At 52.4% G+C, this 13,500-nt stretch carries 7 protein-coding genes; 1 reads left to right on the top strand and 6 read right to left on the bottom strand.

Going from position 1 to position 13,500, the window contains the following annotated elements; translation table 11 throughout:
* Positions 1–81: 81 nt before the first annotated feature.
* From IGR76_07995 to IGR76_07970, 6 genes are all read right to left on the bottom strand, one after another.
* Positions 82–5,253, bottom strand: a complete 5,172-nt coding sequence (locus tag IGR76_07995) for a response regulator (GenBank protein MBF2078449.1) — start codon at positions 5,251–5,253, stop codon at positions 82–84.
* Between the two features lie 197 nt (positions 5,254–5,450).
* Positions 5,451–8,477, bottom strand: coding sequence for a HAMP domain-containing protein (locus tag IGR76_07990; protein ID MBF2078448.1), 3,027 nt, complete (start codon positions 8,475–8,477; stop codon positions 5,451–5,453).
* 45 nt (positions 8,478–8,522) lie between these two features.
* Entirely contained in the window at positions 8,523–9,053 is a 531-nt protein-coding gene (locus tag IGR76_07985) for a chemotaxis protein CheW (GenBank protein MBF2078447.1), read from the bottom strand.
* Positions 9,054–9,065: 12 nt separating this feature from the next.
* A complete protein-coding gene (locus IGR76_07980) occupies positions 9,066–9,431 on the bottom strand; it encodes a response regulator (protein MBF2078446.1) in 366 nt (121 codons plus the stop codon).
* 116 nt (positions 9,432–9,547) lie between these two features.
* A complete protein-coding gene (locus tag IGR76_07975) occupies positions 9,548–10,801 on the bottom strand; it encodes a DUF4388 domain-containing protein (protein MBF2078445.1) in 1,254 nt (417 codons plus the stop codon).
* A gap of 277 nt (positions 10,802–11,078) precedes the next feature.
* Positions 11,079–11,264, bottom strand: a complete 186-nt coding sequence (locus IGR76_07970; GenBank protein MBF2078444.1) for a hypothetical protein — start codon at positions 11,262–11,264, stop codon at positions 11,079–11,081.
* Positions 11,265–11,729: 465 nt separating this feature from the next.
* On the opposite strand from IGR76_07970, the gene IGR76_07965 reads away from it, so the two are divergent.
* Complete coding sequence (locus IGR76_07965; GenBank protein MBF2078443.1) at positions 11,730–13,484, top strand: hypothetical protein; 1,755 nt, start codon at positions 11,730–11,732, stop codon at positions 13,482–13,484.
* Positions 13,485–13,500: the final 16 nt, after the last annotated feature.

Here is a 13,500-nt window from a genome sequence, read left to right as displayed (position 1 = left end):
TTCCGGTGGGAGAAGCCCGCACCGTATGTTTGCATCGGTGTCGGGAGTACGTCACGGAGTATTCCCCCACTCCATCAGTCTTCAAGCAGACCCAACCAGCACCTCACCCTTCAGCATCCGCTGTGCTGCATCCAGCAGCACTTCTTCCAGATACGGCTTCGTGAAGTAACCCTTTGCCCCTAAGGAAACGGCCATCTGACGGTGGCGATCGGCTCCTCGTGACGTCAGCATGGCGATCGGCAAACTGGATAGAGTTGGATCTTTCTGCAACTGGGACAGGAGTTCTAGTCCGTCCATTCGCGGCATTTCGATATCGCAGAATACCAGATCACAGGGCAAGCCCGAACGCAGCTTCTCCCATGCCTCCTGCCCATCCCGTGCCTGTTCAACCCGATAACCCGCCTTGTTGAAGGTCATCGACAGCAGTTCACGAACGGTGATCGAGTCGTCTACGATCAGCACCGTTGGCTCGTGGTGCTCTGACGCTTCTTGCTCAGCAATATGTTCCTTCGCCCATAGCGAACTGCCACCATCTCGACGAATACGACCAAGGGATAGATCAATCAGCTCTAGGATGTCAGCAATCGGCATAATGCGACCATCTCCCAGAACCGTCGCCCCAGCAATGCCCACAGGCTTCGGTACAGGGCCTTCAAGCTGTTTAATTACAATTTCCTGTTCACCGAGAACCTGATCAACTTGCAAGGCCAAATAGTTCGTTGCGCTGCGGAGCACCACAATCGAGACGATATCTTCTTCTTGTCCTCCGTATACGCTGCCTCGACCCATCACACGATTGTGGGTAAGCAGGTCATTCAGCGGCTGGAATGGGAGCAAGATATCACGCCATAGGATACAGGGACGGCCTTCTTCGTCCGTCTGAATCCGCTCTTTGGGGACATCGAGCATATCTTCCACCCCATCCATCGGGAAGGCGATGCGGGCACGGTTACTAATGCAGGACAGCGCCTTCGAGATGCTTAAAGTCAGCGGTAGACGAATGGTAAAGGTCGTTCCACTGCCAACGGTTGAATCGGTGGTAATGGTGCCTCGAATCTCGTTGAGATTGGTACGCACTACATCCATACCAACCCCCCGCCCTGCAAAATCATCGGCCTGATCGCGGGTACTGAATCCAGAGTGGAACAGCAGATCGTACACGTCATGGCGCGACATTTCCTGGGCTTCTTGGGGCGTAATCACCCCTTTTTCCAGGGCTTTCCGCTTCACCCGTTCGGGGTCAATCCCGGCTCCGTCATCCGTAATCGAAATCACGGTTTGGTTCCCTTGGTGGAAGCTGCGAACCACGATCTTACCGGCAGCGGGTTTACCGGCAGCTTGGCGCTCCTCTGGGGTTTCAATGCCATGCGTAATGGCGTTGTTCACCAGGTGCGTCATCGGGTCGTAAAGCTGTTCCAGGATCATCTTATCGATCAAGGTGTCACGTCCCTCGACCACCAGTTCTGCCTGTTTACCACACCGCAGTGAAATGTCGCGAACGGCACGGGGCAAGCGATCTGCCGTTTGGGCAAAAGGAACCATTCGTGCCCGGTTCAGCCCTTCTTGCAACTGGGTTGTCACCTGACGGAAGGTGCGTGTTACTTGGTCGCTTTCCTCAACCACAAAGTCGATGTCTGATGCTGATTCCCGCACTCGCACAATCAGCTCAATCATCTCTTGAGAGAGGGTATGGAAACCTGTAAACCGATCCATTTCTAGGGCGTCAAAGCTTGCCCCGGTGGCGTGGCTGGCTTCCGTCTGGGGCGCACTATTTCCACCCGTTGATCCAAAACTATGCATGCTGTAGTTGCGCCGGCTGGATAACAGCGAGCTTTCGAGGAGCGATCGCTCGTAGAGATCGCGCATACGCTGGCCCACATCGCTAAGTTGCTGCACTTGGTAGAGCAAGTTATCGAGAAATTGGCGGAGTCGTTCCTGGGTTTGCTCTAGGCTGTTGCGGTTAACCACCAATTCCCCAATCAGGTTATTGAGATTATCCAGGTTCTTAACCGATACCCGCATATTTTGATCGGCTTGGGCGCGGGTAGGGCGCGATCGCGTTGGACGGCGCAGCGCAGGGGCAGCACCCCGACGGGCTTTTGATGTGGGCGTTCCGCCTAGGGTTTGCTCGGCATCCTCTAGCAGTTTTTCCAGATCATCAAATTCATCGGTGACTTCAGCGGGTGCTTCAGATCCAATCAGGGCTTCGAGATCGGCAAAGTCATCGCCCTCAGAAGCCATTCCCTGGGATTCCGTTGCTGGGGCGATCGCCTCCATTGACTCCTCACCTAGGAGTGCTTCTAGATCTGAGAAATCGGTATCCGCTTCTCCAGCGTCAGGCTGAGCGGCGAATGCATCATCAAACTGATCCGTATCGAACTGATCCATCACAGGGGAGATCTCACAATCGAACTGATCCATCAGAGGGGAGATCTCACAGTCATCGTCTTTACCGAACGCGAAGTTCTCGTCCTCACCAACATCCGCAATAGTAAACTCGTCAAGTTCAAGTGCAGGGGCGATCGCCTCTGCCTCTCCTTCACCGACCGTATCGATATCGGTCAAGCCAGACGCCTCATCCCAAGGATCAGACGTTTCCATCGTTTCCATCTCTGAGGGTTGCTCCTCCGGAAGGCGACTGGAACCCTCCTCATCGAAGGAAAGATCCGCAGCAGAATCCTCAAAGAGATCACCATCATTGCTATCCAGAGTCAGGGGTTGCTCCTCAGTGGATACCGCCGAATCGCCAAATAGATCACTCAACGGTTCATGATCGAGATTAGAACCATCCAGGGATTCTAGATTAGCATCTGCTAGGGAAGGCATATCCCTCCACTCACCAAGCTCGGCATCCAAGTCGAGGGATAGATCGGTGGTGTCTGAGACTTCAGACGCGGTTGCCTCATCGAAATCCGGTAAGTCCGAGAAGTCTAAGTCACTGTCCAGGAACGATTCAGCAACGGCTTCAGGGACGATCGCATCTCTTGTTGCCCCATCCTGTTCGTCAAACAGATGATCCAGATCCATCGCTGGCTCGATTCCGCCGTCATCTGCGGTTAACGACACCGCTTCAGGCGACTCCTCCATTAAGTCAGTGAGTGCAGTAATCGTATCCTCAGGGATCGGTGTTTCCGCGGCTTTTGCCGTCCCACCAGCAAGCAGATCCTCATCGGAAACGGCCTCGGATGCGGCATCCTCAGTGTCCTGGAACATCGCCCACTGATCGCTCGATATTTCACCCTGAGCGTCATCGGGTTGATCCACCGCCGCCTCTTCAGTCCCCCATAAATCTGCAGTTACATCTCCATCAGCCGGAGTTTCTCCAGATTCAAACAGCGCTTCTGCGGCAATCGGTTCTGAGGTAACCTCATCCAACGGCGTATCCGTCTCGGTTTCGATCAGGAGATCTGAGCCAGCGTCCGCATCCGTCTCTTCGGCACCTTCAGCGTTCCCTAATCCTTCAACGTTCCCCAATATCCAGGTATCATCCAGCAACCCTAGATCATTCTCCGTTCCCTCGCCAACAGCCGCAAACTCCGCCGTTATCGCGTCATGCAATGGTTCCACTTCAGCCCCATCCAGCATTGCCCCGTCTTCAAATAGGGCTTCAAAGCTGGCCGACTCTGATGAGGAAGACACATCCTCTATCATCCCCAAGCCATCCGTATCCGACAGAGCATCAAAGAGTTCATCGAGCCCTTGCTCTGGGGATGGCATTGCTTCCAGGGATGCGATCGCCTCATCCTGAAGCGCATCCCCAGATCCCGTAGAGGCATCAAGATTGAAAAAACCAGAAATGTCGTCGTCTCTTGTAGAACGAGAGGGTTGTACGTCTTGATCAAACAGCAAATCCGAGAAATCATCCGATGTCTCTAAATCCAGAGCATCTAGAAGCTCCTCCGGATCTTCAACCACCATCTCCTCATCCCACGGCAATCCCAAATCGGCGGACGCATCGCCAAACAAATCAGCTAGGCTGTTCAACTCTGCGGCTCCCACTTCAGGCCCTATCGGATCCGCACTAATCCCTACGTCTGGCGAACCCGTTTCTAAGCCCTGCTCCTCAAAAAGATCAAGAACATCAGCGCGATCACTCCCCCAAGCATCGCCCGCATCCGATCCCATCGAAAGCAGATTATCCAAGTTAGAACTCGCCTCTGCGCCCCTATCGTCAAAAACTGAGCTATCTTGCCGATCCTCGGCTGCCAAGTCTGTCTTAAACCAGTCCTCACTAGACCTATCGCCTACCCCAAAGGAGACATCTTCAGCCGTCAAGTCTTCAGACGTCAAATCAAAGTTACCCGTCTCAAGACTGGGTTCCCCGTCCAAAAATAGCGACTCATCAACCGCGATCGCCGCATCCGCAGCCGCAAACAATTCATCCAATGCCGCCTCTGGGGTTAAAGTCGGTTCTTCAGATGCCGGAATCAGTTGCTCTAGAGCATCGCTGCAGGCAATCTCCGCCGCTTTTCCAGCCAAAATCAGATCTTGGGCACCCTTGATATCACGAATTAAAACAGGGGCAAGGTTCTTGAACGAGTTCTCAGGACAGGCGATCGCCCGCTCAGCTTTACGCAACAACTCGCACCACGACGCCACGTTAAATTGCTCACCTAGACGTGCTAGAGTTTGGCACTGCACTTGCAACTGTTGGCGACTGGCATCACCCTCAGATTGCTTAAACAGTTGGAGCATTTCGCGCAGTTGTGCCGGAACATTCGCTTGAAAGGCTTGCCGCATCGCTGCATCATTAGCCGGAGCCGAACCCGGTTTCGCCACTCCTCCTGCCGTAGCGGCCCAATCGACATCTTCGGGAGGCGTCCCGCCAGCCTGTTCTACAAGTACAGCCAAATGCCCGTGCAGTTCCGTGAATACAGGCTCCACATTGGCCATGATCTCATCGGCCTTGTCCTCGGTTAGTCCAAAGGGTCCCTGCAACTGGTCTAGCAATTCTTGTAAGGTATCAAACACTCGCAAGAATAAGCTTTCTAGCTTTTGGTCAATGCGGACTGGGCATTCGCGCAACACCTTGAAGTAATCCTCCAAGCGGTGGGACGTGCGCTGAATACTCGACAAGCCCAGCATGGCCGCTCCACCCTTCACCGAGTGCGCCGCTCGAAACACTTCGTTGACCATTTCGGAGTCTTCAATGGTGCTTTGAAGATTCAGCAATCCTTGCTCAATCGTATTGAGGTGGTCTTTCGCCTCCTCAATGAAATACCCCATGATTCGCTGTTGTTGTTCCGACTGCATGTGCATGGCAGTGACCTCTGAGTATGTCGGGTGCCTATCTCAATGTGTGAACCGTTACCTGTAGTCTGCTATCCCCTATGGGTGTTGGATGAACAGCTACGATGAATGCCCCTGAGTGGTTTCATGATGGTGATTCCTGAGTCGTAAAACGTTGTGCAGAGACATCCAAATGGGATGCGGGTGCGATCGCCTCCCTCCTACTCCACGCGGAACCGTTCCACCGAGGACAGGAGATCGCGTGCCAAGCTCACTTGACTTTGCAGCGAAGCCGATACACGCTGGGCTTCTTGGGAAGTTTCTTGAGCCGTCAACTCCACCGACTGCATGACCTGGGCAACCGCTCGCGAGGTTTCCGTTTGTTCGACGGTGTCGGCAGTAATTGATCGCACCAGGACATCAATCCGGTTCGATACCTGGATAATATCTTCGAGCGATCGCTTCGCCTGTTCGGCAAGTCGCGTCCCTTCAATCACCTGCTGCGTTCCCTCTTCCATTGCGGTCATTACTGAACTCGTCTCACTTTGAATTTGTAAAACGATCTGTTCAATTTCCTTCGATGCTTTTGCGGCTCGATCCGCCAACTGACGAACTTCATCCGCCACGATCGCAAATCCTCGGCCCGCCTCACCCGCTCTCGCTGCTTCAATACTAGCGTTTAGAGCCAGCAAGTTGGTTCGAGAGGCAATCTGGGAAATCAATGCCACAATCTTGGAAATTTCCTGGGAGGATTCCGCCAGTCGCTTCACCTTGCGGGTCGTTTCAGCTACCGTCTCCCGGATTTGCAGAATACCTGCCACCGTATGTTCTACCGCTTCACCCCCCTTCAACGCCGTTGCCGATGCCGAGCGTGCCACTTCCTCGGCCTCACGAGCGCTTTCGGCTACCCGCTGAATCGATTCTGTCATCACCTGAACTGAATTCAGCGTTACGGCTAACTCTTCCGCTTGGCGGAGGGCGTCCGAGGAGAGCGATCGCGCGAATATTTCATTTTCCGTCGATCCTTTGTTAACCTGCTTCGCCGCCGCTTTCACCTGTTTAACGATGTCGCGAAGATTTTGAATCGTGAGGTTAAAGGAATCGGCCACCGCACCCAACACATCCGCCGTCACCTCCGCCTGAACGGTCAAGTCACCGCGTGCTGCACCCTCTACGTCATCCAGCAGGCGAATCACCTGACGCTGCAAGTCTTCTTTTGCCTGCTCTTGTTCTTCGGCTCGCCGCTGGGCTTCGCTGGTTGTGGTTAGAATCACCCGTGCCATCTGGTTAAAACTGGTCGCCAAGTGCCCCATTTCATCCTCTGCAAACACCTTAGCGCGTGCGTTCAGATTACCTTGGGAAACCGAGTCAAACTGATTCTGCAAGTCCTGCATACTCACTTCCATGCGCCGACTCGCCGAGCGTCCCAGCGCTAGAGCCGTCAGGAAGGATGAGCCCCCTGCCACCAAGCTCATCACCGCCACCGTGTTGCGAATCGACGAGGCCACTTGCGGACGACTTTGCTCTGGCACCGCCTGCAGGCGCGAGGAGTTCATGAACGAGAAGCCATATCCCGCTAGAGCGACCAATGTCATGGACAGCACAGCCGTTGCTCCAGCAATGATCAAACTCTTTTTAGGTAGGGGTGCATTCTCCAGAGGCGCAAGCCAACCCTGCTCGACCGTGACTTCCGGCTCTAAGCTCTGACTATCAGGCTTCGTAAAGGTGGGAAGCTGTTCTGATGTACCAGCAATGCTAAAAATTTCATCATCACGAATGATGGATTGATCCGCTGTGTCGAAGAAACTGCCGCCGCTTCCCGACATTGAGAAGTCTCCGGTGGTTGTCCCCATCGACGGCGTAGCCAACCCTGCCGAATTCTCCGACAGGTCAAAATCCGGAATACTGCCCAGGTCATCAAACTCGTCAAATTCATCAAGGAAATCAACACTACTGCCGCTAGTCCCTCCACTGGGTGGTACATCCACCATCGGGTCTTCGCTCGTTGAGAAGTTTGCGGTATCTTCAAAGTCATCAAAGCTAAAGCCATCTGCTTCTGACGATACAAAGGTACGCTCCTCTTCCGCATCCATGGGGGCAATACCGTAGGTATTGGAGTCGAAGGCAGAATAGCTATAGGTGGACTCTGCCCCAAAGTCAGGCTCTGCAAAATCATCCGTTCCCATGAAGAGGGTTTCATCTTCAGGCATAGGCGCGTCGAACCCTGAAGACGTTACATCGGTTTCACTAGGGGTGGCGAATGTTGCTTCTGTGCTAGGGTCATAGGCCAAGTTAAAGTCTTCCACAGGTGGAAATGTCTCATCTCCTGGGGGAAAAGCGTCTTCTTCGCCCAAAACGCTAAACGCATCGTCAGCAGGGAACTCTCCAAAGGCATCCCCATTAGGTTCTGTAAAATCAGTTCCCGCAAATCCAGGATCCATAACCTCCTCTACGAAGCCGGGTTGCGCCGCTTCGGATTCTGCCGCACCACTCCAACTCTCGACGTCCGCCATGCCAAAGGGTGATTCCATGTCACCAAACGGCTGCTCCGTCGGTTCGTAGGGACTGCCATCAGGAGTTTCAAAGGGATTCCCTTCAGCCTCAAAGGGATTGTCAGCCACCGCAAACGGATTTTCCTCCATCGCAAATGGGTTATCCGGTTCCGCACCATTACTGGATGGGAAATCCTCTGCCCCCGTCGCGAAGGCATCGGTCATCTCCGATGCTAAGTCCACGGAGTCGAAGTCAAATTCTCCCTCGTTGGTGCTGGCGTACCCGGAAACGTTGCGTGCAGTAGATTCCGTTCCTGGATAGGCATCCGTCGTGCTTTGAAACGCCGAATCGATATCTGTGAAGTTACTATCGTCAAAGGCATCTGCTCCGAAGTCAGCATCAGCGAAGTCAGCCTCTGCCGCAGATGCCCCCATGCTTTCTGAGTCAGCGATCGCCCCTGCCGCATGACCCGACGCAAACTGGTTGGCATAGGCCAGTCCATTGCTCGCAAAATCCACAAACTCAGCATCTTGAGTCAACGTCAACACCGACTCGTACTGCTCCCGTGCAACGTGATAATCTTGCAGGCCATAGCAGTAAATATGCCCCCGGAGCAGAAGCGCACTAGGATCGTCAGGATACTGCTCCACCAAGCGATCGATAATTTCTGCTGCCGCCTGATAGTTCCCCTGCATATAAGCGGTTTCAGCTTGCTTATAAGTTTGTGAGTAATCCGTTCCTGTTCCCGTTCCCATATACCTTCTCCTGCTTGTGCAAGTCGTCAAGGAGCCAGTCATGCCCTACGCCGCCCACCGGGCAGACCGCAAAATCGCAATCTGATCCAGTAATCTCAAATAGTGCGTTCCTTGATTAAGAACCCACTCTCCCCGTAAAAAGGGAGCCATGCCGTCAGGCACATTTGTTGGCATCTGAACTTCATCCCCATCTAACCAATCCATCCCTACAATCTTGTCAATGGCAAGTCCCAGCATCGTGTCCTGATCCTCAACGGCAATCACCGAAATTTCAGAGCGATCGGTATTCAAGGGTGTCGTACCCCCTAAAAACTGACCCAAATCTGCCACCCATACTACTCGCCCCCGCACATTTAGCGTTCCCAGCAACAGCGGCGAAACATTCGGAATTGGCGTAATTCGATCCGGAGGCTGCGAGATCACTTCCTTGATACCGGTAGCAGGCAACGCAAATTCCTCGCCTGATGCGACATAAAACCGCAGATGCAGCTCACCTTCCGGACTCTCAAGCTCCTGAAACTCAGCAACTTGATCCTGGAGCTCTTTACCCGTTAGAAAATCTGGAATCCCAATCATGATGACATGCGCCTATCCTCGCAATAGCTGCTTGACCGTACCAACCAATTCCTTGGGTTGAAAAGGCTTCGCAATGTAAGCGTCTGCGCCCTGCTTCATCCCCCAGTAGCGATCAAACTCCTCTCCTTTCGACGAACACATCACGACCGGAACGTTCTGGGTTTTAGGATCCGCCTTCAGCCGACGACACACTTCGTAACCATTCATTCGAGGCATGACGATATCCAGCACAACCAAATCTGGACAGCGCCCCTGGATTTGTTCTAGGGCCTCCACACCATCACTGGCAACAGTGACATTCAAGCCGCTGCCCCGCAAGAGGTCTGTAATCATCTCCCGCTGAGTTACGCTATCTTCCACGACCAAAACTGTGCTCATACGTACTCATCAAAAGTTATCGTGCGTCAAGGATGAAGGGAAGAAAATGGACAATATCAATATCTGGATTAATGTTCACTGCCTTGTACCACTAAAATAATGCACTTTTTTAATTCTTAACCGTAAGAGGTTGAAGAGGTTGATGCTGACTCATTAAAATCCTCTGCACTTTCTCCTAACATTTCTGGCAACTCATCTGTAAAGTTAGATCTTCCAGGTTGACTAGACCCTACATACTGCTCAACTAGAGTAATCAATTCATTGGTTCCAAAGGGCTTCGTGACGTAATTCGTTGCCTCCACAATTCGTGCCCGAACCCGATCAATAAAGCCATCTTTCCCCGTCAGCATCACAATCGGCGTCTGGCGAAATGCACTCGACTTCCGCAACATTGCACAGATTTCGTAACCATCTAATTCCGGCATTGTAATATCACACAGAATTAAATCGGGTTTTATGCGGAATACTAAACCTAATGCTTCCACTGGATCGCTGATAGATGTCACCTCATATCCATGATGACCCAAAATAAATTCCACGGACTTCCCGACGGTGATACTGTCGTCAATGCAAACAATCTTCGGTACGCGATGCCGTTGAAGATGGTCAAACGCATTTCCGTCCGTTTGTAACGGAGGATTAAGCTGAACAATACCTCGATAAACATAGGGATAGATGGCTCTGGCGATCGCAATCAAATCGCGATTTAAATACCGAGCCATCTGTCGAATCGAGGTTTGACCATCAACCCAGCGCGTGAGCGTATTGAGCGTATTGGTGCTCAAGGTAGCCTTCAGGGCATCCATTTGCACAATCACAGGGCATTGATCGGGGGATTGAATATGCGGATGCAGTTGCTTCCACTCCCGCACATTCATCATGACCTGAGTCGCCAACGAACTGACCTCAATGGTTGTGAGCTGGGGAGAGAGGACTGGGCCAATTTCAAAGGCAAAGGAACCATTGTGTAGGCTAAAGATATCGAACAAGGTTTCATACACCATCCCTCGAACGATGCTACGTCCCTGCTCTGGTGTGATGAGGCGCTGCTCTAGGAGAGACCAAAGATAGCCATACTCTGGAGCATTGATTGTCGCGATGGATGATAAATCAGCATGATTAAAGGTGTAATTGAGGTTGTATCGCCGCAGATAGTCCCGTAAGCGTGCCGATCCCACACTGCTATCGCCAGCATAGATAATTTGGCCGCTGGCAAAGAACACAAACCATGACTTGGCGGCGGGGAGCGCCAGCGAAGAATGGGGAGCCAAGGAACCGTAGGCTTCCACAAACAATTCGCCAGTGCGTTGCCCAAGCTCAATGAGTTGCATGATGCTGCGGATATCGATTTCGTAGAGTTTGCCTTGCATGCAACTAGATCGCTCTCCTAATGCTGAACAGGGGGACAGTTCGTAACAGGGCGTCAAATCGGTCCTGAACAAACGCAGAGGCACATGTTCAGAATGCTACATAATCTACAATCGTAAGCTAAGCAACTCAAGACATTCTGATGCACTAGAGCAATCGACCGTTAAAGACGAACGAACAGAATTTATGCTTTACGTTAGTGTCCTGCTTTCTAGACTTCCCATTAGAGCAGAGCAAACCATCGAATACCGTCGGAATCTTATCGGGTATTTACAAAAATTAAATAGATGCGATCGCCCCAAGTGGGTCTACTTTAGCAATGGAAGATGCTAGAACGGTAATAATTGCGGATGCAATGGATTGCGATCGCAACTTAACTCGGCTCAGCTTACGCAGGACTCTAGCGCATTCCAGCGCAGAGTGACCTGCCAAAGTGTAGCGAGGTTTTGCGTTACTCTCTAGCATAGCGAGTCCTTGAATAATGCACATGATTAAGATCACAGGCTGCATCATAGGATTTTCATTAAACTGTATCGTTAGGGAGCGGTGTTGAACACATGGCAACCCCGCATATCCAGATGTAGGCGTAGTATCTGCCTAGCGCTTGCGTAGGACAGTGCACAACAGGACGTTGACCTGTAAACTCAGCGGGAGTTGCGGTGTTTATGATTGCTGTAGGAGTCATGACAGAATTCCAAAGCTACGATGTTAAGACTAGGCGTCATAACAGGTCCTGAGGGGGATACAGACGAGGCATTGTCTCGCAATTCTTCCCAGGCTTTACAACGCCTGCGTTTTCTGAGTTTTGTGACCACATCGTGTTGATCGTTCCCTCAAGATGATCATGATCATGATTGGTTTAGGGCACACAACGAAAGTTGTGCGGCCCACTGTATTCGAGATCCGCGCAAACACGGAAGAGGTATTGGTGTGCTTTATCTAGCCGAGGTACAGAGAAAAGCTAGGGTGCTGGGAGCCAGCAAGGCAGAATTGCGGTTGATTGCATGTCAGCGCTCTGAGCAAAGCTGGGTCGCCTGTGATGAAGTTATTCCAGCACCCGATGACGTTGCCCAGAATGCTGGTGCCCTCGTGATGGTCGATCTAACGCCGAATAAACAGGTGAAGCGATGCGTCGATGCAGGGCGTCAGTTGGTCAGCATTCTACAAAACTTCTCGCGGCAACAAGAGAAGGCAAAATCCCAAGAGGAAGAGATTGAACAGTGGAAGCAATCTCTGACCTATCAAAGCCAGGAGCTCAACCGTCGTGAGATGGAGATGGAAGCTCGCCAAGAGCAGCTTCAGCAATTGGAAGATGATTTAGCCCGCCTGGAAAAGCAGCGGGACGAAATTCAGGCTGCCCGCACCGAAGCAGAGCAACTCAAGGAAGAATACGAACGCAAAACTCAAGAATTGGAAGGGGCTTGGGCACATCTTAACGGTGAGCTTCAAAAGTTTGAAGACCGTAAAGCTGACCTAGTGCAATCCAATTCGCTGGACGAGGCTCAAGCCAAGCAGCTTCAAGACGCTGTGCAGCGACTCTCCGGTGCGGTCGTCCCTGCCGAGGACATTCGTGCTCAGATTAATGCTTCGTTTGAAGCCCTTGACTACCAGCAAGCTTTGATAGATAGCCAGTGGCAAGGGGTTGAAGGACACCGTAACAACGCTCAAGACCTTCAATCCGAGGTTGATAGTCAAATCCAAGCCTTGAGGGATGCCTGGCACACCTGGCACGATACTCAACATCACGTTGAGGAACTAGCCGCAAAACTTGCCAGTCAGCGAGAGGCGATCGCCCTTAAGCAAGCGCATCACCAATCCCTGCTAGCCCAATCCAAGCACTACGACATCATCCAGCAGCATATTTTGCAGCTTGTGGACTCATCGGGCGTATTCAGCATTGGCAGCAAAGTAGATTTGTCGGCGCTGGAGGAGATGCCCCTCGATGAACTCCAGCGGATCACCCAGGAACTGGAGCGTGAATTCTCTAAGAACTCTAGCTTTGTCAGCATTCAAGAAGAGGAGTTGAAGGCTAAGCAAGAGGACATTGAGGCTCTTAAGGAACAAATTAGTCAGGCGTCCGAGTACGATCGCCTGCGCTTAGAGGCTGATCTGAACGATGAGCAAGACGGATACGCCATGCTGAACGAAACTCTGGTTGGACAGCGGCGCAACCTCCAAGAGCGAGAAGCGATTATCAGACAGCACCGAATCGTGCTAGCAAAACGTCAAGGACGCAGCATTGGCGACGGCCATGACCAGGACATTGACCTCCAACCCATTCTCAGCCAGATTGAAGAACTGAAGCAGAGTGTCGTAGCTGAAATAGAGACGGTCAATCGAGAAATACAAGATCTAGAAGGGGCGATCGCCCAGCTCCAAGCTACGGTCGATGAGCAGTATGCAGCTCAAGCGGCTAAACGTTCGGAGTTAGCGGAACAAGAGGCGCAGCTCCAAGATCGTCGCGCCACGGCCTCTGAGTTGTGGGGGAGGGTGAACTTTGCCCACGAGGTGTTACCTAGCCTCCAAGAGCAGGCGCAAGGGGTGCGCGATCGCGTCCAGGGGATTGCCGATCTGCTGTCGAGCTTCCAGGAAAGCGGGGACTACCAGCTTCAGGCGATCGCCGAAATGCAGCAGCTTATTGGCCAACTCACGAATCAAGGCGCTCCCGAATTTGCTACCCCCTAAGGGCCTTTCCCCAGCA

The sequence above is a fragment of the Synechococcales cyanobacterium T60_A2020_003 genome (genome assembly GCA_015272205.1).
Lineage (GTDB): Bacteria > Cyanobacteriota > Cyanobacteriia > RECH01 > RECH01 > JACYMB01.
This window is presented reverse-complemented; position numbering and strand designations above follow the sequence as displayed.